Source organism: Billgrantia campisalis (assembly GCF_022341425.1).
GTDB lineage: Bacteria > Pseudomonadota > Gammaproteobacteria > Pseudomonadales > Halomonadaceae > Halomonas > Halomonas campisalis.
This window is the reverse complement of sequence record NZ_JABFUC010000006.1, coordinates 162,665-185,045: the sequence shown is the minus strand read 5'-3', so window position 1 is coordinate 185,045 and position 22,381 is coordinate 162,665. Positions and strand designations below refer to the sequence as shown.

The following is a 22,381-nucleotide window of genomic DNA, read 5'->3' as shown; positions in this document are numbered from 1 at the left end:
ACGTTGACTAAAGCGTAGCAGGGCGAGCCGCCAGGCGAGCCGCTCAGCGGTGCAGCCAGCAGGCCGAGAGGTGGTTCTCGCGGGGCGTGAAGTCGGGCGGGTCGTCGCGGTCACAGAGCCCGGCCATGGCGTGGGGGCAGCGGGGATGGAAGCGGCAGCCGGTGGGGGGCTGGATCAGGCTCGGCGGCTCGCCCGCCGGCACCTCGCGCAGCCGGCGCGCGTTGGCCGCGTCGGGGTCGGCGATGGCGGCGAGCAGCGCCTGGGTATAGGGGTGCTGGGGATGGTCGAGCAGCTCATCCACCGCGGCGCTCTCCACCACCTGGCCGGCATACATCACGAAGATCCGCTCGGCGAAGTGGCGCACCGTGGAAAGGTCATGGGTGATGAAGACCAGGGTCAGCTCGCGCCGTGCCTGGATGCCGCGCAGCAGGTTGAGGATCTCGACGCGCACCGAGGCGTCGAGCATCGACACCGGCTCGTCGGCGATGATCATCGAAGGCGCCAGGATCAGCGCCCGGGCGATCACCACCCGCTGCTGCTGGCCGCCGCTGAGCATATGCGGAAACTTGCCCAGATACTCCTCGGCCGGGGAGAGCCGCACCTCCTCGAGCACCGCGCGGATGCGCCGCTCGCGCTCCTGCCGGTCCTTGATGCCATGCACGATCAGCGGCTCGGCGAGGATGCGGCGCACGTCGAGAAAGGGTGGCAGCGCACCGTAGGGGTCCTGCTGGACATAGCCTACCTCGGCCCGGTAGGCCTTGAGCTCGGCGGGGCTGAGCGATTGCATCTCACGCCCGGCGAAGCGTACCGAGCCGCGGGTCGGGCGATGCAGCCCGAGCAGCGTGCGGGCCAGGGAGCTCTTGCCGCAGCCGCTCTCGCCGACGAAGGCCACCGCCTCGCCGCGCTCGAGGGTGAAGTTCACCCCGTCCACCGCATGCACGGCGCCGACGCGCAGAAAGCCCCACTGGCGCAGCTCGAACCAGGTGTGCAGGTCGCGCACCTTGAGCAGCGATGCCTCGGCGTTGGCGGGTAAATCGGCCCGGGATGTCGCCATCACGCCCCTCCTCCGGCCTGGGTGTCGTCATGCAGCCAACAGCGCACCCGATGGCGCTCGGCCAGCCGAATCGCCCGGGGGTCGCGGGAGCAGGCCGCGAAGCGATGCGGGCAGCGCGCGGCGAAGCGGCAGCCCGCGGGCGGCTCGAACAGGCTCGGCGGCTGGCCGGGAATCGCCTGGGGGCGGCTGCGCTGGCGCAGCTTGGGCACGCTGGCCATCAGCATCTGCGAATAAGGGTGGGCGGGGTCGGAGAAGAAGCGCTCGGCGTCGCTGACTTCCACCAGCTGCCCGGCGTACATCAAGGCCACCCGGTCGGCCAGCTCGCTGGAGGTGGCCACGTCGTGGGTGATCAGGATGAAGCTGGTGCCCAGTTCGCGCTTGACGCGCTTCAGGGCGTTCATGATGCTCGCCTGGGTCAGCACATCCAGCGCCGAGGTGGGCTCGTCGAGAATCACCAGCTCCGGCTCGGCGACCAGCGCCATGGCCAGCACCGCCCGCTGGCGCATGCCGCCGGAGAGCTCGAAGGGATAGCGGGTCATGAAGTCTGTCGAGATGCCGACCAGGGCGAAGACCTCGGCGGCCCGCGCCAGGGCTTGGCGCCGCGGCCAGCGGCGCAGCACCCGCAGCGGCTCGGCGACCTGCTCGCCCACCTTGACCACCGGGTTCAGGGCGTTCATCGAGGCCTGCATCACCAGCGCCATGCGCGACCACTGCACTTCGCGACGAAAGCGCTCGTCGGAGAGCGCCGTGAGCTCGGTGTCGCCCAGATGGACCCGCCCTCCCTGATGATGGACGTTGCGCGGCAGCACCCGCATCAGCGCCTTGGCCAGCGAGCTCTTGCCGCAGCCGGACTCGCCCAGCACCACCAGCGCCTCGTTGCGCTTGAGCTCGAAGTCGATACCGTCCACGGCGTGCACCACGCCCTGCCGGGTCTGGTAGTGGAGCTGCAGGTCGTCCACACGAAGCAGCGGCGCATCGCCCATCACAGACTCCTCAGTCGCGGATTGAAGATCCGGTCCAGGGCGAAGCCGAGCATGGCGAAGCCCAGGCCGGTGAGCATCAGCAGCACCGCCGGCGACACCACCCAGTAGTAGTAGCCGTTGTAGAGTGCGCTCTGGGACTGGGCGTCATTGAGCACCTTGCCCCAGGTGGGCAGCACCGGGTCGCCCAGGCCCAGCACCGCCAGCGAGGCCTCCAGGAACACGAAGGTGGGAATCAGGGTGACGAAGGTGGGGATCAGCACCGGCAGGATACGCGGGATCATGTAGCGCATCACGATGCGCAGGTTGCCGGCGCCATAGGCCCGGGCGGCCTCGATATAGGGCGCCTCGCGAATCGGCAGCAGCATCGCCCGGTACATCTTGATCCCCGCGCTGAAGATGCCCAGCACCACCACCACGCCGAGCATCAGCCAGATACTGGTGGAGTAGAGGGTGCCAACCATCACCAGGATCGGCAGCAGCGGCAGGATCATGTTGACCTCGGTGAGCCGCTGGATCACGGCGTCCACCCAGCCGCGATACCAGACGCCCACCGCGGCGATCACCAGGGTGGTCACGGTGGTGCCCACCGCCGCCAGCAGGCCGAAGGCCAGCGCCACCGGGGTGCCCCACATCAGCGCCAGGCTGAGATCGCGCCGCTGGTGGTCGGTGCCGGCAATGCCGTGCACCCGGCCGTAGAGCACCAGCTCGGCATCGATGCCCGCGGTATCGTCGAACACCACGGCGTCGAGCAGCAGCCGGTAGCGACCGGGCAGGACCTGAGGCTCGCCCTCGATCTCGGGGTCGGCCAGCAGGCCAACGTGGGGGACCAGGCCGCCCAGGCGCCGCTCCAGGGCACGGTCCTGGGACAGCGAGATACGATCCTCCCGCCCGATGCGGTGGCCGCCCAGGGCGATCTCGCGCCCGTCGGGGGTCTGCCACGCCAGCCGCGCGAAGGGGCGCTGCGGATGCCCTTCGGCGTGCAGGAAGAGATTGAGCTCACTGGGAAAGCCGGCGTAGTCGTAGTCGACCTCGAGGGGGATACGCAGGCGCCGTCCGCCCTCGAAGGGCACTTCCTCCACCTCGGCGTCCTCGCTGGAGGCGATCAGGGTGCGCGCCTCGCGGCCGCCGGTGAGCCGGTCGAGCCACACCGGCGCGGCGTTCACCGGGTGCAGCTGCCAGGGCTCGCCCCCGCGCCACTTCTCCAGGGCCTGGGAGTAGGGAATGGCGATCACGGTGTAGAGGGACAGGCCCACCAGCAGGGCGATGATCGCCATGCCCACCAGCGCCGAGGGGTAGCGGCGCAGTTCCTCCCAGTGCTCTCGCCAGCGTGCGCCGATCATCGCCGCCCTCCTTCGATGCGCACCCGCGGGTCGAGCAGCGCGTAGAGAATGTCGAGCAGGAACACCGTGACGGCCAGCAGGTAGGCGAAGATCACCACCCCGCCGATGATCACCGGGGTGTCGCGGTGGCCGATGGCCTGGAACAGCAGCGAGCCCAGCCCCGGCCAGTTGAACACCTGCTCGAGGATGATCGCCCCGCTCCACAGGCCGATCAGCATCAGCAGGAAGCTGGTGATGATCGGCGACAGGGTCGGCCGCAGGATGTAGCGCCGTTCGATCAGGTTCGACGGCAGGCCCTTGGCGCGGGCCATCTCCACATAGTCCTCGCTGGAGTGGATCAGAAAGAAGGTGCGCCAGGAGTAGATGGAGATGAAGATCGACGACAGGAACATGGCGACCAGCGGCAGCAGCATGTGGCGCAGCACGCTGGCGGCGTAGTCCCAGCGCCCCTCCGGCGGCGGTGCCGTGACCATGCCGCCCGCCGGCAGCACCGGCACCACGAAGGCGAACAGCAGGATCAGGAAGATGCCGTAGAACCAGCCCGGGGCCGCCGAGGTGGGGGCCAGGGCGATCACGCTGCGATCCAGGGTGCTGCCGTAGCGTCGTGACAGGAACAGCGCCGCGAACACCGAGACGAAGAACACCAGCAGGTTGGCGCTGCCGAACAGCAGCAGCGTGGCCGGAAGCCGCTCGACGATGATGTCGTAGACTTCCCGGGAGCCGCGGTCGCTGTGCATCTGCTCGGCGCGCCCCAGGTCGAGCCGCATGGCCCGCTGCAGGTAGTCGACGCTGCGCACCACGAAGGGCTGGTCGAGGCGCAGCCGCTCCACCTCCAGCGACACCTGGCGACTGATCAGCTCGTTGCGCTCCTCGGAGGAGAGGTCCTGGAAAGCGGGGTCGGCGCGCACCGCCTCGGCGGCCTGGCTGCGGATCTGCACCAGGCGCAGCTCGTCCACCTGCCCGCCCATGTTGGCGATGACGATGGTCAGGTAGACCCCCACCAGCACGGTGAGCAGCAGCGCCACCAGGCGCTTGCCGGCAAACAGCAGCATGTGCCGCAGGTCGCGCAGCAGGCCGCGGCGGGGCGGCGGCGCCATAGGGGAATCGTTCATCGCGCATTCTCCATGCCGCCGCGCGGCACCGTGGCAAACACATGGGAGGCGAAGGCCGGCAGCGCCACCCGCCGACTGGTGACGGCGAGCTCCAGGCTGTTGGCGCCGACGCCCAGTGCCGCCAGGGCCTCCGGCGACAGCCGGATGCGCCACTGGCCGTCGCCCTGAGCCTCGGCCTGGCCGCGCCGGGCTAGCTCGCCGCGGCCGTCGAACAGCAAATACTGCACCTGCTCGATGGCCTCCTGGGGATAGGGCTCGCCCTCGAAGGTCACGGACAGCTGGAAGTCGGCGCCTTCCAGCCCCTCCCCGCCGCCGGCGGCCCAGGGGCCGTTGTCCGCTCCCACGGCCACGCGGCCGCTCTCCACCACCATGGGGCCATCCAGCGTCAGCTCCGGCACCATGGGCGTGGTGAAGCGCAGCCACTTGTCGGCCGGGTCCGGGAAATCGGCGAAGCGGCGCAGCACCACGCTGCCCTCCACCGGGTGAACCGAGTGCAGCTGGAAGGGGCCGTTGCCGATCCAGAAGTGGCCGCGCTCGGCGTGCCAGTCGGTCAGCGCGGCGAAGCGCGCGGCGATCTCGTCGTCATCGAGCCACTCGCCCAGCACCTCGGGGTAGAGCCGCGTGCCGCGCTCGCGGGCCTCGCGCAGGTGGCGCTCGAGAATCGGCAGACTGGGGCCCGCCACCAGGCTCATCCAGTCCACCTGCAGGCGGTCGGCCTTGTTGGAGGAGAACGCCAGCTCGCCGCTGCCCTCGGCGAGCATGCCCAGGCTCAGGGTATGCCAGGGCGTCGGCGTCGGCGCCCTGGCCGCCACAATGGTCTCGGCATCGGGGTAGATCTGGTCGCTGTAGATGTCGATGACCAGCGGGTCCTCGGCGACGATGTGCCAGCCGCGGAAATGCCGCAGGAAGGCCTCAAACACCGGCAGGTGGGCGATATCGAACAGCGGGCTCTGCTCATTGGCGCGCTCGAAGGTCAGGATCCACGGCAGCACGAAGTCGGCCAGCGAGAGGCGTGAGCCGTCGTGCCAGCGCTGCTCGAAGAGCGTCGGGTCATAGGTCACCCGCACCCGGGTCCGCGCGGTGATGCCGTCGGGATGCTTGTCGGCGACGGGAATGAAGCGCCCCGCCTCGCCGTCCCAGTCGATCCAGGCTTCGTCGGGCACGGTAATGACCTCGGCGCTCTCCACGCTCAGCCAGTCCAGGGTACGCTCCACGGGGACGCCCTGCTGCACGGTGACCTCGGCCGCCGCGAGCCGCTGAGGCAGATAGAGGCCGGTGAAGGGGTCGGGCATCACCACCGGATCCTGGGTGGCGCGGATCAGCATGGTGTCGAAGACCCAGTTGCTGCCCGCCACCGGATTCCAGGGCTCGGTGAGGATGCCCGGGGTGCCGAACACCATCTGCCCGCCCACCCGGTCGGTATAGCGCAGGGTGTAGGGCCACAGCGCCGACCCGGAGAGTCCGCCAGCGAGGTCCACCGCCACCTCGACGTTGGCGGCCCGCGCCGAGGCGTTGAGCTGGTCCACCAGCCAGATGCGCACCGAGTCCTCCAGCGCCAGCTCCAGGGCCCGCGCCATCATCGCCTGGCGCTCCTCCCAGGTCGCGTAGTCGCGCCGCTGCAGGCGGTCAGCCAGCTCGTCGAACTCAGCCACCGGCTCATAGGCCTGCCACAGCGGCTCGGCGCGGCCCCGGGGGGTGTAGTAGAAATTGAAGCCCTCGGCCTGGTCGCGCTGAATGACGGTGGTGATCCAGCTGCCGGTGTAGAGGTGCCAGTGCCCGGCGCGGGGGTCGCTGGCGATCCACAGGCGCGAGGCCTCCTCGGCGGTGCGATAGCGCCGCTCGACGACGAAGCCGATATCCTCCATCAGGTTGGCGATGTAGTCGCCGATTCGCCGACGCTCGTCTTCGGTGCGGATCAGCACCCGCAGGCGTACCGGTTCGCCCGCATACCACCACTGCCCCTCATCGAAGCGGGCGCCCAGCGCCTCCATCTCGCGGTGGATCACCTCGATGGCGGCCTCCGGGTCGTGGGCGTAGCGCAGCTCCAGCTCGCGGGCCACATCGGCCAGGCGCGCGTAGTCGGGAAAGGCGGTGGAGAGTGGCAGGTAGCGGGGCACCGCCAGCCCGCCGTAGATCTCCTCGGCGATATGGCGGCGGTTGATCAGGCGATTCAGGGCCTCGCGGATGGCCGGCACATGGAAGGGATTGAGGGAGCCGTCGGCCAGCTCCGGCCCGGCGGGGTTCAGGGTCAGCTCGCTGGAGGTGCCGTAGGAGAGGTCATAGGCGGTGTGCAGGGAGTCGCGCAGGCGGTTGAACACCGTGGGGCTGGAGATGCCCTGGGTGAAGAGCTGGTGGGTGCCCGCCTCGATCAGCCCAGTGACGCGGCCGACTTCCGCCTCGCGGGTGAACACCAGCTGGTCCACCAGCGCCCCGCGGCGGCCCTCGAGCTGCGCCGAATCCACGGCGTCGCTGACCTCGCCCTGTATCGGCGGCTGACGCGCCGGCGTGGTGAACGCCGGGCGAAGCGCCACCGCCAGCACCGCCAAAAACAACAGCAGGCTGAGCGCCAGTACGACTCCCCTCATGTTTCCACCACTGCAGTGTGCCTCGGCAGGGTCGGTGACCCACGTATGGCATCATTCTTACTGATACCCTAGACAAGTGGACAACCTTGGAGTTGCGGCAAATTCAACGCTTGAGGCCTTGCACTCGGCGGACGAGACCGCACAATCGCCCTGCCATGCCTGCCCGCCCCCGCCAGGGCGGCGCTACCCCACGCCTCAGGAGCCGAAAGATGCAAGCGAGTCAGGATTCGACGAGGCGGTGTGTGCTGATCACCGGCTGCTCCAGCGGTATCGGCCACGCCGCGGCCCATGCCCTGGCCAGGCGCGGCTGGCGGGTCTTCGCCACCGCCCGCCGCGAGACGGACGTGGCCAGGCTGCGGGACGAGGGGCTGGAGTCACTGCGCCTGGACCTGGCCTGCAGCGCGTCGATCGCCGACGGCGTGGAAAGCGTGCTGGCGCGAAGCGGCGGGCGGCTGGACGGGCTGTTCAACAACGGCGCCTATGGCCAGCCGGGCGCCGTGGAGGACCTCTCCCGCTCGGTGCTGCGCGAGCAGTTGGAGACCAACCTGCTGGGTACCCATGAGCTCACCTGCCGGGTGCTGCCCACCATGCGCCGCCAGGGCCATGGGCGAATCGTGCAGAACAGCTCGGTGCTGGGCTTCGCCGCCCTGCCCTACCGCGGCGCCTATGTCTGCTCCAAGTTCGCCCTGGAGGGGCTCACCGACACCCTCCGCCAGGAGCTTGCCGGCACCGGCATCCGGGTCAGCCTGATCGAACCGGGACCGATCACCAGCCGCTTCCGGGAGAACGCCCATCGGGCCTTCCTGGCCAATATCGATGCCGAGCACAGCGCCCACGCCGAGACCTACCGCGCGGTGGAGAAACGCTTGGCCGGCAGCGATGGCGGCGGCGCCTTCACCCTGGGACCCGAGGCGGTGGTCAAGCCGCTGATCCACGCCCTGGAGAGCCGCCGCCCCCGGGCACGCTACTACGTCACCCTGCCCACCCACCTGTTCGGCACCCTGAAGCGCTTGCTCAGCACCGCGGCGCTGGACCGGGTGCTGCTGCGCGCCACCCGGGATGAGCGGCGGGCCTGAACATGCGTGAGACCACTGTCGCTCAAATGGCGTTGCGCAACCCCAGCTCATAGGGGTGGGGATCGAGGTAGGTCTGCTCGCGGATATAGTCCGAGCCGTGGCGCTTCAGGTAGTGGTTGAGCAGTCGAACCGGCACCGCCAGCGCCACATGGCCCAGGCGATACTCCTCGATGGACGCGAGAAGGTCCTGCCGGGTCTCGCCGTCCAGCGCCTCCTTGAGGTAGCCGAACACATGCATCAGGGCGTTGGTGTGGGTCTTGCGGGTGGCGGGACGGGCCAGGGCCGCCATGAAGCGCTGCCGGTAGTGGGCCAGCACCTCGTCCAGCGGCCGCTTGCTGGACTCGGCCAGGTAGCGCCCCAGCTCGCGATAGGTCTCTACGTGATGGGCCATCAGCAGGTACTTCTGGCGGCTGTGGAACTGCAGCAATGCATGATAGCCGGGGTGGGCCTCGACGTGGCGCTTCCAGTCGTCGAAAGCGTAGACCCGGGTGATGAAGTTCTCGCGCAGCACGGCATCGTTCATGCGCGCCTCCTCCTCCAGCGGCAGCTCGGGGAAGTGGCGGCGCAGTTCGCGGACGAAGGCGCCGGCGTCCGAATGGCTGGGCATGCCGTTGTGGTGATAGACCTTGACCCGCTCGAGGCCGCAGCTCGGTGAGCCCTTCATCAGGATAAAGCCGCGCAGGTGGCGATGGCCCTCGATGAAGGCGCGACTGACCTCGGCGAGCGCATCGGTCACATCGAGGCTCGGGTCTACGGTGCCCTGCACCCGGGGCGGCTCGCCAAGCGCCCCGACCAGGCGGATGGGCTCGCGCGGCACCCCCAGCCCGGCCTCCAGCTCGGGACAGAATGGCTCGAAGCGAAAGCGCTCGGCCAGCACCTCCAGGCAGTAGCGGGAGCGCTTGTGACCGCCGTTGTAGCGCACCTGCTCCCCCATCAGGCAGGCGCTGATGCCCACCGGGATCCCTTGGGACGACTCGTGTTGCTCTGCCATGGACCCGCTCTCCCCTGTCGTCTCGTCACCTGTCACCGCGCCGCCCGGCCTGAGCGCGCGTCCTGCCCATTGTGTCAGAGTGCCGGCTGGCCACGCGAGCGGTCCCGATGTCATGGCGGACGGTCGACTAGGCTAGGGGGAACGCTGTCCTTGCTACCCCGGGAGTTCGACGATGTTCAAGTCCGTGCTGGTGCTCGGCCATTTCCGCGGCATTCGCTTCGAGATACACATCAGCTGGCTGATAATCTTCGCTCTACTGATGGTGAGCATGAGCACCGGCTTTCAGCAACACTATCCCGACTGGTCGATGACGACCGCCATCGGCACGGCGCTGGTCACCTCGCTGGTCTTCTTCGCCTCCATCGTCGCCCATGAACTCGGTCATAGCCTGGTGGCGATCAGCCGCGGGGTGCCGGTGCGGGCCATCACCCTGTTCGTCTTCGGCGGCGTGGCACAGATGGTCCGTGACCCCGAGCGTGCCAACGACGAGTTCTGGATCGCCATCGCAGGACCGGTGGTCAGCTTTGCCCTGGCGCTCACCTTCGGGCTGCTGGCCGGGCTGACCGCCGAGTGGTACGAGCCGGTGTCAGTGGCCCTGGGCTGGCTTGCGCTGATCAACCTGGTCGTGGCGGTCTTCAACCTGGTACCGGGTTTTCCCCTGGACGGTGGGCGCGTGCTGCGTGCCCTGGTATGGAAAGTCACCGGCGATGCGCGCAAGGGCAACCTGACCGCCCGGGTCAGCGGTCGGATGGTAGCCTACGGCCTGTTCGGGGTGGCGCTGTGGAACATCCTGGTCATCGGCAACCTGGTCGGCGGGCTGTGGATCATGCTGATCGCCTGGTTCCTGCTCACCATGACCCAGGCCCAGAGTCGCCTGTTCGACATGCGTGAGCGGCTCGCGGGCATCGTGGCCCGGGACCTGGCCGAGGCGGGCGTACCCAGCGTTGACGCCGACTGCCGCCTCGACGACTGGGTCTATCATCACGCCCTGCCCGCCGGACGACGCGCCGCCATGGTGGGCAACCCCGACCGGGTCGAGGGGCTGATCAGCCTGAGCGACACTCAGCGGATTCCCCGCGAGCAGTGGCCCGATACGCCGGTAGCCGCAGTGATGACCCCGCTGAAGGCCCTGCACCACGTGGCCCCCGACACCCCGGCCGACGCCATTCTGCAGTTGATGAATGAACACAGTCTCAATCAGGTTCCGGTCATGCAGGGCCGCCGCGTCAGCGGCTGGATTGACCGTCAGCGGCTGCTGCGCACCATCGAGCTCTATCTGGAAGTCGGCCGCTGAGCGCGGCATTACGGTCGGGCCAGCTCCTCCACGGCGCGGGCTAGAGCCAGGGTGACCCGCGCCATGGTCTCGTAGTCCAACGTGTCCCAGGTGTCGTGCGGGCCGTGATAGTTCGGGTTGCGAAAGTTGGCGGTGTCGGTGAGCATCAGCGCCGGGTAGCCCATCTCCCAGAAGGCCCAGTGATCCGAGCGGCGGATATCGCGGATCAGCTCCGGCGCGGCCAGCCCCTCCGCGGGCACCTCGGCATGGTCGCGAAAGGCGCCGGTCGCCTCGCGGACCAGGCGCCGTGAGGCCAGGTTGCCGACGAAGGCCACGAAGTTACCGGTGCTGGGGTAGACAAGGTCGAGCAGCGGCGGGTGGCGCTGGCTGTCGGGCGCATCGGTAAAATAGCCAAGCATCTCCAGCGAGATCATGCCAACGATATCGTCGCCCCGGGCTCGCGCTTCACGGGCGTAGCGCAGGCTGCCCATGGCGTCGCTGCCGAAGAAGGGCGCCTCCTCGTTGACGAAGGCGACCAAGTGCACGCTGCGCTCGAGCTCGGCCTCCTGCAGCAGCCGGGCCAGCTCGATCAGCACCGCCACGCCCGAGGCATTGTCATCGGCGCCGGGGGTGCCGCGCAGGGTATCGTAGTGGGCGCCGATGACCAGCACCTCGTCGGCCCGGTCGCGGCCCGGCAGCCGCACCTCGAGATTGTGGAAGGTCTCATCCCCGGTCGGCACGGGCTGGCGGTGCGGCTCGTGTCCGGCCTCACGCAGGGCGTCCTCGATGGCATCGGCGGCCGCGTGCAGGGCCTCGGGGCGCCAGTAGTGGCGCTCGCCGATCTCGTCGGAGAGCGTGCGCACATGGCCCAGCAACCGATCCCGCACGGCCTCGCCCCGGGCATCCAGAGGCGACGGCTCACCGCGAAAAGCGCTGCCCGGCATCTGGAACATCAGCCAGTAGCCACTCCCCAGGACCAGCAGCAGCAGGCCCACCAGCCCCATGAGGGCGAGGGCAAGGGGTCGATTCCACATGACAGGCACCTCCCTTTGCCATCAGGCCGGTCCCGCCGACCGGCGCAGCCGATACCACTGGGAGAGATAGACCAAACCATACAGGCTCAGGCCAAGGATATCGGTGAACCAGTTAGGCTGGATCAGCATGAAGGCCACCCCCAGCAGCACCAGCCGTTCCACCACCAGGGTACGCGTGCGCACGAACCCCTGCACCCCCGCCGCAAAGGCCAGCATCCCCACCAGGGCGCTGGCGAAGATATGCAGGATCGAAAACCAGCCATCGACGTCGATCTGCAGCAGCTGGGTGTTGAAAATGAACATGAACGGCAGGATGGCGGTGCGCATGTCATAGATGAAGCCCTGCACACCGGTACGGATCGGGTTGCTGCGGGCGATGCCCGCCGCGGCATAGGCCGCCAATCCCACCGGCGGCGTATCATCGGCCAGGATGCCGAAGAAGAACACGAACAGATGCGCGGCCAGCAGCGGAATGGCAAAGCCGAATTCGTTGCCCAGATTGTAGATGACCGGCGCGGTCAGCGTGGCCATCACCACGTAGTTGGCGGTGGTCGGCAGGCCCAGCCCCAGGATCAGGCTGGCCACCGCGGTGATCAACAGCACGATGACGAACTGGGTGGTGACATCGAAGTCGCCGACATTGCCGCCGAAGAACTCGACCACCGGTAGCGTGATGGTGCCGATGCCCCCGGCCATCGCCGCGCTGAGGATCTGGATGATCTCGGTCAGCCGCAGCCCCACCCCGGTCTGGCTCACCGAGCCGACGATGATCCCTGCCGCGGCAACGGCCACCGCGATGCCCACCATGTTGCGCGCCCCGGCGATCAGTCCGTGGAACAACGTGACCAGCCCCGCCTGTAGGGCCGGCAGCAGCGGACGTCCCTGTAGGTAGGCCTTGATCGGCTCCTGTACCAGTATCAACCCCGCCAGCGAGACGATAGCGAACATCACCGCATAGCCGGGGGTACGACGTTCGATCACCAGGAAATAGACCAGCACCGCCACCGGGATCAGGTAGTGAATGCCCCCGATGAAGGTCTTCCAGCGAGGTGGCAGTTCATCCCGCGGAATGCCGTGCAGCCCCAGCTTCAGCGCTTCCAGATGCATGATATAGAAGAGTGCGAAATAGGCCACGAAGGCCGGGATTACCGCCGCCCGGACCACCTCGATATAGGGAACTCCGACAAATTCGGCGATGATGAAGGCTGCCGCCCCCATCACCGGTGGCATCAGTTGGCCGTTGGTCGATACCGCCACCTCGCAGGCCCCCGCCTTATGGGCCGGGTAGCCGGTACGCTTCATCAGCGGAATGGTGAAGGTGCCGGTGGTCACCACATTGGCCAGCGACGAACCCGAGACCATGCCGGTCATGCCCGAGGCCACCACCGCCGCCTTGGCCGGCCCCCCGCGCATATGACCGAGAAAGGAGTTGGCCACATCGATGAAATACTTGCCGGCCCCGGCCTTGTCGAGCATCGAACCGAACAGCACGAACAGGAACACGAAGGCCGTCGAGACTCCCACCGGCACCCCGAAGATGCCCTCGGTGGTCACGTACTGCTGGCTGATCGCGCGCGCCAGGCTGGCCCCGCGGTGGGCCAGCAGGTCGGGCATCCACTGAGCCAGCCAGGGAATGGCCCCACGCGGCCCGGCCAGCTGGTAGAGGAAGAAGATCCCTGCGATCACCGCCAGCGCCGGCCCCAGGCTGCGTCGCGTCGCTTCCAGCAGCAGCAGCATGAACAGCAGGCCGATCCACACCTCACGGTCGATCGCCAGGCCCTGGCGAGCCTGCAGGCCCTGGTAGTCGAACACCAGATAGAGGGCGCCGAGCCCGGCCAGCAGGGCGAACAGAAAGTCGAACCAGGGCACCCGGTGGAGCTGCTCCAGACGCAGCGACACCAGCACCCCTGCGCTGAGCGCCACTCCCACCCCCATCGCCAGCCAGCCGGACACACTCAGCGGCGTGACCTCGGCCACCAGCATCACCGCGGTGGCTCCGACCCCCAGGCTGATGCCCCCCACGACCAGCAGTTGAAAGATCGTCGGCCGCTGGCGGCCACGAACGGCGGGAAAGACCAGAAAGGCCAGGGTGATACCGAAAAACACATGGATCGCCCGCTGGATCACCACATCCACCGCCAGCACGCTGGCCACGGCGAGCTGGAACAGCGACCAAGCCAGGGCCATGGCCACGATCGTCCACAGCAGCGGACCGCTTGGCATTCGCGCCCCGGTCTCGACGGTTTCGACCAGTCGGCGGGCTTCGCGCGCGGCTTCTTCATCGAGCCGCCACTGCTCGGCGGGACCGACCCCGGCAGAACGAGCGCTATCCGGCTCGGGATCCGGAGGTCCCGGGCGAGGATGCTTCTCGGTCATGCGGGCACCCCGTGATCATACCTTCAACAGCGCCAGGACTTGCGGCAGGCAAGCCCTGGCGTCACCCGAATCACCCTCAGAGCAATCCGGCTTCCTGATAGGCACGCTCGGCGCCCTCATGCAGCGGCGCCCCGAGACCGGTCAGAAAGTCCTCCGCGGTCAGAAAGTTGAGCGCCGGATGGATCTTGGTGAAATCCTCCAGGTTGTCGAGGATCGCCTTGGTGATGCCATAGACCACCTCTTCATCGAGGTCGGTGGTCGTCACGAACAGCGCTTTCACCCCGAACAGGGTAATGTCCTCTTCCTGGCCCCGGTAGGTGTTGGCCGGCACCTCGGTAAAGGCAAAGTAGGGGAACTCCTCGACCAGCGCCTCGAACTCGGGCTCATCCATGGGCACGAAGACCACGTCCCGGGTAGTGCTGATATCCTGCAGCGCCGCCCCGCCGATGCCGATGGTGTAGAAGAAGCAGTCGACCCGGCCGTCACGCAGGAAATCGACGCCTTCCGGAGCCGTCAGGTTATGGGCATTGAAATCCTCGAGACTGATATCCAGGGCCTCGAGCGCCTGCTCCACGGTGAAGCGAATGCCGGAGCCGGGGTTGCCGATATTGACCCGCTTGCCAACGATATCGCGCACGCTGTCGACACCGGCATCGCGGTCGCAGACCAGATGCAGCGGCTCGGCATGCAGCCCCATCATGGTGCGCAGCTGTGGCACGGCCTCGCCTTCAAAGCCTGCCTGGCCCTCGTAGGCCTGGAAGACCACGTCGGACTGGGCCAGCGCCATGTCGAGCTCGCCCGCAGCCAGGGCCCGGGCATTGAAAGCCGACCCGCCGGTGGCCTCCACCGTGGCCCGCACGCCGATATCGGCCTGGTTGATGATTTGGGATGTCGCCCCGCCAACGGGATAGTAGATGCCCACCACGCTGGCGGTACCAATGGTCAAAAACTGACGCTGGGCGGTAGCGTGATGGGCGAAGAGCGCCAGCGCCAGGGCCAGTAGCGTTACGATGAGTCGTTTCATGTCAGCCTCCTCCCGGTAATGCGGAATAGGAAACACGGCTCCCTGCGGCCCCTGGCTGAACCCACCGCCCCGTTGCAACGTCCGTCTCTATCGGCGATGGGGCCAGTTCGCCGACAAGACGTGTTGCACGGTGTGCTCATTTACACTCTAGTGTAGTGCGCCAGGCCAGACTCGCACCGCTGCACGGCTGCCATGGGTCGCGTTTCTAGCGCCACCTCAGAGGGGCAAGGACGCCCTGAGCAGCAAATTGCGCGGCGTCAGCTCACGCGAGCAGAAGGTGCCGAGCTCGATCTCGAAGCCGGCCTCTTCGAGCAGCAGCAGGCGATCCAGCGCCAGCCAGACTTCCAGCGGGCGGCGAAACAGGTGGCGCACCAGCTCAAGGCGCGATACCTCGCGCTGACGCTGCCGCCCCGCCCGCTCCAGAGCCGCCCAGTCGAGGCGTTCGGGCAGCGTCAGCCCCTTCTGGTCGGCCGCCCAGCGGCAGAAATCGGCAAAACCCTCGGGAAGCCGGCCGTAGGCCAGGCTGGGAACCGGCAGATAGCTATCCTGGCCGCGGATCTCGCGCTGCAGCAGATCGAAGCCGAGCCGCCAGCCGTTGGCGCGCTCACGCTTCAGGCGCACGTTACGCGGGGCGGTCACGGTCTCCTGCACCGCCAGGGCCAGATCCTCCCGCGACAGCGTCAGCTCATGGGCAGCGGCCAGCTGACGCCCCTGCCGGGATAGCGGCCGGTAGGTCTCGACGGCGGTGCGCTGATAGCAGCAGGGAGCCAGGGTCACGGCGCTGCCGCTGCTCACCGCCAGCTCGAGCAGGCGCCGGTGCAGGTCGCCGCAGGCGTGCAGCGCGGCGACATGGGTCTGCCGCCCCAGCCAGCGTGCCGCCTCTCCAGCCAGCACATCCTGCTGGTGCACCTCCACCGCCACGCCCTGCCGCCCGGCCAGACGACGCGCCTCGGCACACAGCGAGACCTGCCACTCCAGCGCCATGACCGGGGCGCCACGGTGGCGCGCCAGGGTGCGGGCCAGATGCCCCTTGCCCGCGCACCACTCCAACAGCGCCTGGCCGGGCTCGGCGCGGGTGTGCGCCACGAAGGCTTCGATCTGGCGCCACTTGCGGCCGCCGACGTGCTGGGACCAGGCCGGGGGCAGCCCGGTCGGCGTCGCCTCCAGCGGCGGCAGACTCACCTGCTGCGCCAGCTCGGCCACGGGCAGCCAGGCGGCCAACGGTGTATCGCTGAAGGGAGCGTGCTGAAGCCGCTCGCAGTCGGCAGCGCCGAGCGCCAGCAGCGCCTCTTCCAGGACGGGAAAGCGCTCGCACCAGGGCGACCGACGGTACTGGAAGGGCAGCGGCTGCCACAGCGGCCGCCACTCGGCCAGTAGCGCGGTCAGCCGCTGGAAGCGCTCGCGGTAGGGGACTGGCACGGGCTCAGGCCATCAGGCGCTGCATCGAGCCGACAGATGAAGCCGGCGGCCACCGGCAAACGGCCGGCCCGCCGGTGCCCGCCGCGGCGTCACTGTGGCTTGTCGGCCGAAGCGGCTTCCGCCTGCTCGAGGAACGCTTCGCTGAGATAGAGTTCCTCGTTGCTGTTCACGGTCACGCCGCGCTCGAGGATATCGGCGGCAATCGCCTGGGCTTCCTCGAGGGAGTGCAGGGTATAGGTGCCGCACTGGTACTCGTTGAGCTCGGGAATCTGATCGGCACCCGGCACCCGGGTCACGTCCCGCATGGCGGCCAGCCAGGCGTCGCCCACCGCCTGCTCGGACGGCGTGCCGATCAGGCTCATGTAGAAGCCGGTGCGACAGCCCATCGGCGAGATATCGATGATCTCGACCTCCGGGCCGTTCAGGTGCTCGCGCATGAACCCGGCAAAAAGGTGCTCCAGGGTGTGGATGCCCTTCTCCGAGAGGATCTCCCGGTTGGGAATGCAGAAGCGCAGGTCGAAAACGGTAATGGGGTCACCCGAGGGGGTCTGCATGGTCTTGGCAACCCGGACGGCGGGTGCCTGCATGCGGGTATGGTCGACGCGAAAGCTGTCCAGTAGGGGCACGGCAGGACTCCTGTAGCAAGAAATGCAGGCATTGGGGCGCGGTGCGACAAGCACCATGGCGCAGGCGCCCCACGATACCAGATCGTTGGGCTGGATGGGGTGCCCGCCGGCGATGGATGGGCTCAGAATTCGATCTGGAGGGCTTCAATATCGAACTCCACGGCGACCTCGATCCCCTCTTCCAGGCTCGGCGGCTCGCCGAGGGACTCCTGCAGCGCCAGGGTGCCATCCACGCGACCGGCGACATGGGCCACGTTGCCCTCCACGCTGAAGGACTCCAGGCGAAGGCGCACATCGGCGTCTTCCGAGGTATAGACGGGAGGCATCGCCGTGGTGCTGATCAGGTGGATGACGTCGAAATCGACCAGTTCCCCGTCCACCACGCTGAGGCTGATGGAGAAGCCATCGCGGGTGCGCCAGGAGTCAGGGTCGACCACCCCAAGGATATCGACGCTGTAGATGCCGCCCAGATCGGTGAAGGTGGCATTGGCATCGTTGCCCTCCTTGAGGATGTACCACTGCCACTCTTTGCCATCGAGGGTGCCTGCCAGGCGGTCGGCCAGCAGAGACGCAGGGGCAAGACCGACCATCAGCAGCGCCCCCAGCGAGGCGAGTTTCCATCCGTTCATGATACGCTCCCGTTGCAACGCCAGGCGGCGTGCATCGCCCTGGCCACCGTTCATCCAGCGTAGCAGACAGCGCCCGTCGCGAACTCGCCGAACCAGGCTGTCGTGCTATCCTCGCCCCTTCAATCAATGGCACAAGTGCCGAACATCGAGGAGAGCGACATGGCCCAGGCAACCGCACGGCATATTCTGGTGAGCAGCAAGGAGAAGTGCGAGGCCCTCAAGGCCGAGATCGAGGGCGGACGTGAATTCGCCGAGGTGGCCCGCGAGAATTCCAGCTGTCCGTCCGGCAAGCAGGGCGGCGAACTCGGCAGCTTCGGTCCGGGCCAGATGGTCCGCGAGTTCGACGAGGTGGTGTTCTCGGGCGAGCTCAACAAGGTGCACGGCCCGGTGAAGACCCAGTTCGGCTACCACCTGCTGGAAATCACCAGCCGCAGTTGATCGCCAGCGATCAGCCCACGCCTTGCCCCGCAAGCGGGACGGTGTGGGCATTTGCTGACACACGAGCTCACGGAGGATCTCACTCTTGAAGGATGCCGCGATGATCCGGGTCGAGGGGGTGTCGAAGACCTTCAGGGGGGGCTTCGAGGCGCTCAGGAACATCGACCTGACGATTCGTCGTGGCGAGATCTTCGCCCTGCTCGGCCCCAACGGGGCGGGCAAGACCACCCTGATCAGCGTGATCTGCGGGTTGGTCAACGCCAGCGCCGGCCGCGTGCTAGTCGACGGCCATGACAATGTGGCGGCCTATCGCCGGGCCCGGGAAATGATCGGCCTGGTGCCCCAGGAGCTGACCAACGAAGCCTTCACCACGGTATGGGACACGGTCAGCTTCAGCCGCGGCCTGTTCGGCAAGCCGAAGAACCCGGCCCATATCGAACGGGTGCTGCGCGCCCTGACCCTGTGGGAAAAGCGCAACAACCGCCTGCTCGAGCTCTCGGGCGGCATGAAACGACGCGTGCTGATCGCCAAGGCGCTGGCCCATGAGCCCCAGGTGCTGTTTCTCGACGAGCCCACCGCCGGCGTCGACGTGGAACTGCGTCGTGAAATGTGGAACGTGGTGCGCGACCTTCGCGACCAGGGCGTGACCATCATCCTCACCACGCACTATATCGAGGAAGCCGAGGAGATGGCCGACCGCATCGGCGTGATCCGCCGGGGGGAGCTGGTCCTGGTGGAGGAGAAACATGCCCTAATGCATCAGCTGGGCCGCAAGGAGCTGACCCTGCACCTCGATACGCCGCTGAGTGCGGTGCCCCCCGGCCTGGCCAGCCATGAGCTGACCCTGGCAGAAGACGGCCATGCACTGGTCTACACCTATGATACCAGCCGGCCGGGCAAGGGCGAGGGCACGGGCATTTCGGCGCTGCTCACCGACCTGGAGGCGGCCGGGCTGCAGGTGAAGGATCTGCACACGCGGCAGAGCTCACTGGAGGAGATCTTCGTCAGCCTGGTTCGGGAAAACGCATGAACCTACAGTCGGTCAAGACCATCTACCTGGCCGAGATGGCCCGCAGCCTGCGCACCGTGCTGCAGAGCATCGTCTCGCCGGTCGTCTCCACCTCGCTCTACTTCGTGGTGTTCGGGGCCGCCATCGGCTCACGGATCAGCGAGGTGGATGGCGTCAGCTATGGCGCCTTCATCGTGCCGGGGCTGATCATGCTGATGCTGCTGACCCAGAGCGTGGCGACGGCCTCCTTCGGCATCTTCTTTCCGCGCTTTTCCGGCTCGATCTACGAGATTCTGTCGGCGCCGATCTCCTATTTCGAGATCGTCCTCGGCTATGTCGGGGCGGCGGCCACCAAGTCGCTGATCCTGGGGCTGATCGTGCTGGCCACGGCACGGCTGTTCGTGCCCTTCACCATCCAGTATCCGCTGGTCATGCTGCTGTTTCTGGTGCTCACCGCCATCACCTTCAGTCTGCTGGGTTTCATCATCGGCATCTGGGCCGACGGCTTCGAAAAGCTCCAGCTGGTGCCGCTGCTGATCATCACGCCGCTGACCTTCCTCGGCGGCACCTTCTACTCCATCGACATGCTGCCGCCCTTCTGGCAGGCGGTGACCCTGCTCAACCCCGTGGTCTACCTGGTCAGCGGCTTTCGCTGGAGCTTCTACGGCATGGGCGACGTCAGCATCTGGGCGAGCCTGGGAATGATCGCGCTTTTCCTCGGCGTCTCGCTGGCCGTGGTGAACTGGATCTTCAAGAGCGGCTATCGACTCAAGCCGTGAGGTTGCTGGCTCAGGCCACCGGGATAGAAGGCATGGTCTTGAAGCACCTGATCATCGACGCCCAGCAGCCGGGCGACCAGCAGCGCCTCGAAGCTCCAGTACCCCACGTAGTAGTCGGTGTAGACGAACTCGCAGTCGCACAGGTGGTTGTCGTGCCAGTCGGCGTCCTGGCACTGCTCATACCAGTGGTCGAGGAACACCCCGAGCAGCGTCTGTTGCGTGGCGGGCCCGGCGTCGAAGGCGGCCAGCAGGGGGCGATAGAGGGCGGGATAGAGCAGCGCCTCGGCGGGAGCCTCTGGCGGGCAGCCCAGCCGGGCGGCGATGCGATCCAGCAGCGCGTCGCGCCCGGCATTGCCGATACTGGCCAGCGCCTGTTGGATATGCGCCTCATCGGCCTGGGTGGCGACCAGCAGGCCCAACCACCACAGGGCGTAGATGTAGCGGTTGATATTGGCCGAGCCGCAGGCCTTTCCCTGGCCGCCGAAGACCTCGAAGGGCTGGCGATAGACCTGCTGGCTGGCCGGCAGCCGATCCGCCACTGACGAGAGCTGTTGGCGCAGCGGCAGGATCTCGGCCACCAACGGCACCAGTTCGGCCTGACTGGCACCGCTGGAGTAGTGCGCCACCGCGCGCAGGATCGCCAGTTCATAGAGCTGATGGGCGGCGTCCAGCTGCTCGTCGGGCAGCACGAAATTGCCGGCGTCAAGCGCCTGCTGGGTCTCTTCGATGCCCTCGTCGAACTCGGGTAACAGCTCGGCAAAGTACGCGGCGGAACGGCGGGTATCGCGCAGCATACTCAGTCTCCATGCACCAGGGCGGCGGGGTAGTAACGGTGATCGCGGAAAGTGCTGTCGTCGATATCGAACAGCTTCACCACCAGGGCGGCTTCGTAGCACCAGTAGCCGTAGTAACCATCAGGGCTGCGAAGATGCAGGTCATAGCCAGGACGATCCTTGCGGTTTTCATACCAGTTATCCAGAAAGGCCTTCATCAAGGCCGGTCGCTGGCCAGGTTCGGCATCCAGCACCTTGAGCAGCGGTGCATAGTGCTTCTTGTAGAGCAGCCTATCCGCCACGGGGCGGTTGACATCGCCCAACTGAACGCAGATACGGTCGAACAGCGCATCCAGCCCGGCATTATCCATCAGTGCCAAGGCCTCCTGAAAATAGTCTTGCTCCATCCCCACGCCCACCGCAAAGGCCAGCCACTGCATATACTGCTCATAGCTGTCCTGAGTCAGGTTTTCCCACATAACCCGATCCGGCTGCTCTGCATCGGGCAGCGCATCGGCAAATTCCTTCTGACGCTTACGATAGGTGAGTAACTGCTCCACCTCATCACGCATTCCGGTAATCGCATCGCCTCGAGAGTAACGAAGGGTCAGCAGACTTAGGATTTGATCAACAACTCCATACGCTACTTTCATTCGTGCCGGCAGGTCGAGATGCTCGGGAGTCGCTAGGTCTTCCATATCCTCCGCCAGACACTCTAGCTTGAAAGAAATTCGCGCATCAAAGTAAGCCTTGGGCTTCAAGGGGTCTCGGATCATCAGAGTCTCCTATTGGAATCCTGTGGGTGTACCGGATACATAGCCACGTTGATTGAGAGTACTCACTCTCATGCTACCGTCCGGCAGGTTGCGAATCAGGTGTTTCTCGACGATGTTAGCGTCGCCACGTTGAAGCCCTCTTTGTATTCGACGCCGATCCGATTCGTCGAGACCTGCACTGCGCAGGCGCTGACTGTCATTTGCTAGAAGCCAGCGATCACTCATCTGCCGCCCATCCTGGGTCTTGCCCAAGCGCGCCCGATTGTACTTGGCTTCGCTGATCACATACTCCGGCGGCGGGTTGGTATTACGGTACACCCCATCGATGCCTTGGGCGCCGGGCGTGTATTGGCCGTTGGTATTGCCCACCGGCGTAAACCCTCTTTCATGCATCAGCAGGTGGGCATTGTGCTCGCCCGCCGCCGCCCGGCGATGATTGAGCCCCGCATACTGGGGGAAGTCATCCGGCGTACGCGCCCCTTGTGGCGCCGGCAACCGGCCTGGGCGCATGCCCACATTGTCCGACCTGCGGATGCCGCTGCGTACACCATCGCCGGCTTCGCCCGCTTTGCGTACGGCCCGAACCCCGGGGACGACCGATACCGCCGTGAGCGCGGCCATGCCCGTCGCGGCGCCGTGCCGCCCCTCGCCCCACAGCTGTGCCGTGTCTCGGATATCCGCATAGGTGCCATAGGGGGTCGCGACTTCGGCCGCGAACTCCCCCACCGCCCGGGTGGTCTGGCCGGAGGAGGAAGCGTAGCGTACCTGGCGTTCGGCCTCCTGGCGCAGGTCGTTGGCGCGATGTGCGGCTTCGTCGATGAGGAAGGTGCTGTCGAGGAGGTCGTCGCTGCCAAGGCGTCCTTCCCTGGCGGCGTCCATCAGGGCGTCTTGCTGGGCTCGGGTCTCGCCGATCAGTTGCTGGACTTCAGCGTGGAGCGCTTCGGCGTCTTCCAGCGATTTGCCATTGGGGGTGTCGTTCAGGGCCTGACGCAGGTGGTCGGCTTGGGCCAGGTGGGCTTCGGCCTGCTGCTGGAGCTGTTCGGCTTCGCTGAGCGGTTTGCCGGGGGAGCCGCTGACAGTGTCA

At 67.1% G+C, this 22,381-nt stretch carries 19 protein-coding genes; 5 read left to right on the top strand and 14 right to left on the bottom strand.

Annotated features, from left to right (window positions below; all coding sequences use genetic code 11):
* Positions 1 to 43: 43 nt before the first annotated feature.
* The 5 genes from HOP52_RS09285 to HOP52_RS09265 are packed head-to-tail and all read right to left on the bottom strand — an operon-like array spanning position 44 to position 7,074.
* Positions 44 to 1,054: an ABC transporter ATP-binding protein gene (locus HOP52_RS09285; RefSeq protein WP_238977094.1), complete on the bottom strand. Its 1,011-nt coding sequence runs from the start codon at positions 1,052 to 1,054 to the stop codon at positions 44 to 46.
* A complete protein-coding gene (locus HOP52_RS09280; protein WP_238977093.1) occupies positions 1,054 to 2,037 on the bottom strand; it encodes an ABC transporter ATP-binding protein in 984 nt (327 codons plus the stop codon). Before HOP52_RS09280 ends, HOP52_RS09285 begins: the two co-directional genes overlap by 1 nt.
* The gene (locus HOP52_RS09275) at positions 2,037 to 3,377 is read right to left on the bottom strand and encodes an ABC transporter permease (RefSeq protein ID WP_238977092.1); all 1,341 of its coding nucleotides are present in this window, start codon (positions 3,375 to 3,377) and stop codon (positions 2,037 to 2,039) included. Before HOP52_RS09275 ends, HOP52_RS09280 begins: the two co-directional genes overlap by 1 nt.
* Positions 3,374 to 4,489, bottom strand: a complete 1,116-nt coding sequence (locus HOP52_RS09270) for an ABC transporter permease (protein WP_238977091.1) — start codon at positions 4,487 to 4,489, stop codon at positions 3,374 to 3,376. Before HOP52_RS09270 ends, HOP52_RS09275 begins: the two co-directional genes overlap by 4 nt.
* On the bottom strand, positions 4,486 to 7,074 hold the full coding sequence (locus tag HOP52_RS09265; protein WP_238977090.1) for an ABC transporter substrate-binding protein: 2,589 nt from the start codon (positions 7,072 to 7,074) through the stop codon (positions 4,486 to 4,488). The genes HOP52_RS09270 and HOP52_RS09265 overlap by 4 nt, the downstream gene beginning before the upstream one ends.
* Before the next feature lie 209 nt (positions 7,075 to 7,283).
* Here HOP52_RS09265 and HOP52_RS09260 point away from each other — a divergent pair, with 209 nt between their 5' ends.
* The gene (locus HOP52_RS09260; RefSeq protein WP_238977089.1) at positions 7,284 to 8,150 is read left to right on the top strand and encodes an SDR family oxidoreductase; all 867 of its coding nucleotides are present in this window, start codon (positions 7,284 to 7,286) and stop codon (positions 8,148 to 8,150) included.
* Between the two features lie 22 nt (positions 8,151 to 8,172).
* Here the strand turns inward: HOP52_RS09260 and HOP52_RS09255 are convergent, their stop codons facing one another.
* Positions 8,173 to 9,141: a YbgA family protein gene (locus HOP52_RS09255; protein WP_238977088.1), complete on the bottom strand. Its 969-nt coding sequence runs from the start codon at positions 9,139 to 9,141 to the stop codon at positions 8,173 to 8,175.
* Between the two features lie 172 nt (positions 9,142 to 9,313).
* Here HOP52_RS09255 and HOP52_RS09250 point away from each other — a divergent pair, with 172 nt between their 5' ends.
* Positions 9,314 to 10,435, top strand: coding sequence for a site-2 protease family protein (locus tag HOP52_RS09250; protein ID WP_238977087.1), 1,122 nt, complete (start codon positions 9,314 to 9,316; stop codon positions 10,433 to 10,435).
* An 8-nt stretch (positions 10,436 to 10,443) separates the two neighbouring features.
* On the opposite strand, the gene HOP52_RS09245 is transcribed toward HOP52_RS09250, so the two are convergent.
* The 6 genes from HOP52_RS09245 to HOP52_RS09220 form a co-directional block, all read right to left on the bottom strand.
* Positions 10,444 to 11,448, bottom strand: coding sequence for a M28 family peptidase (locus HOP52_RS09245; RefSeq protein WP_238977086.1), 1,005 nt, complete (start codon positions 11,446 to 11,448; stop codon positions 10,444 to 10,446).
* Between the two features lie 21 nt (positions 11,449 to 11,469).
* A complete protein-coding gene (locus tag HOP52_RS09240; protein WP_238977085.1) occupies positions 11,470 to 13,824 on the bottom strand; it encodes a TRAP transporter permease in 2,355 nt (784 codons plus the stop codon).
* A 76-nt stretch (positions 13,825 to 13,900) separates the two neighbouring features.
* A complete protein-coding gene (locus HOP52_RS09235; RefSeq protein WP_238977084.1) occupies positions 13,901 to 14,848 on the bottom strand; it encodes a TAXI family TRAP transporter solute-binding subunit in 948 nt (315 codons plus the stop codon).
* 216 nt (positions 14,849 to 15,064) lie between these two features.
* Complete coding sequence (locus HOP52_RS09230) at positions 15,065 to 16,267, bottom strand: methyltransferase (RefSeq protein ID WP_238977083.1); 1,203 nt, start codon at positions 16,265 to 16,267, stop codon at positions 15,065 to 15,067.
* An 89-nt stretch (positions 16,268 to 16,356) separates the two neighbouring features.
* On the bottom strand, positions 16,357 to 16,893 hold the full coding sequence (gene luxS, locus HOP52_RS09225; RefSeq protein WP_238977082.1) for an S-ribosylhomocysteine lyase: 537 nt from the start codon (positions 16,891 to 16,893) through the stop codon (positions 16,357 to 16,359).
* A 122-nt stretch (positions 16,894 to 17,015) separates the two neighbouring features.
* Positions 17,016 to 17,522 carry a hypothetical protein gene (locus tag HOP52_RS09220; RefSeq protein WP_238977081.1) on the bottom strand — a complete coding sequence of 169 codons (507 nt, stop codon included), beginning with the start codon at positions 17,520 to 17,522 and terminating at the stop codon, positions 17,016 to 17,018.
* Between the two features lie 159 nt (positions 17,523 to 17,681).
* Between HOP52_RS09220 and HOP52_RS09215 the strand changes: the two genes are divergently transcribed.
* From HOP52_RS09215 to HOP52_RS09205, 3 genes are all read left to right on the top strand, one after another.
* Entirely contained in the window at positions 17,682 to 17,960 is a 279-nt protein-coding gene (locus HOP52_RS09215; RefSeq protein ID WP_238977080.1) for a peptidylprolyl isomerase, read from the top strand.
* Between the two features lie 100 nt (positions 17,961 to 18,060).
* Positions 18,061 to 18,990 carry an ABC transporter ATP-binding protein gene (locus HOP52_RS09210; RefSeq protein WP_238977173.1) on the top strand — a complete coding sequence of 310 codons (930 nt, stop codon included), beginning with the start codon at positions 18,061 to 18,063 and terminating at the stop codon, positions 18,988 to 18,990.
* Positions 18,987 to 19,748 (top strand): ABC transporter permease, encoded by a 762-nt coding sequence (locus tag HOP52_RS09205; RefSeq protein WP_238977079.1) that lies wholly within the window; start codon positions 18,987 to 18,989, stop codon positions 19,746 to 19,748. Before HOP52_RS09210 ends, HOP52_RS09205 begins: the two co-directional genes overlap by 4 nt.
* On the opposite strand, the gene HOP52_RS09200 is transcribed toward HOP52_RS09205, so the two are convergent.
* Entirely contained in the window at positions 19,730 to 20,542 is an 813-nt protein-coding gene (locus HOP52_RS09200; protein ID WP_238977078.1) for a PoNe immunity protein domain-containing protein, read from the bottom strand. The genes HOP52_RS09205 and HOP52_RS09200 overlap by 19 nt on opposite strands.
* Before the next feature lie 2 nt (positions 20,543 to 20,544).
* The gene (locus tag HOP52_RS09195; protein ID WP_238977077.1) at positions 20,545 to 21,297 is read right to left on the bottom strand and encodes a PoNe immunity protein domain-containing protein; all 753 of its coding nucleotides are present in this window, start codon (positions 21,295 to 21,297) and stop codon (positions 20,545 to 20,547) included.
* Positions 21,298 to 22,381: the final 1,084 nt, after the last annotated feature.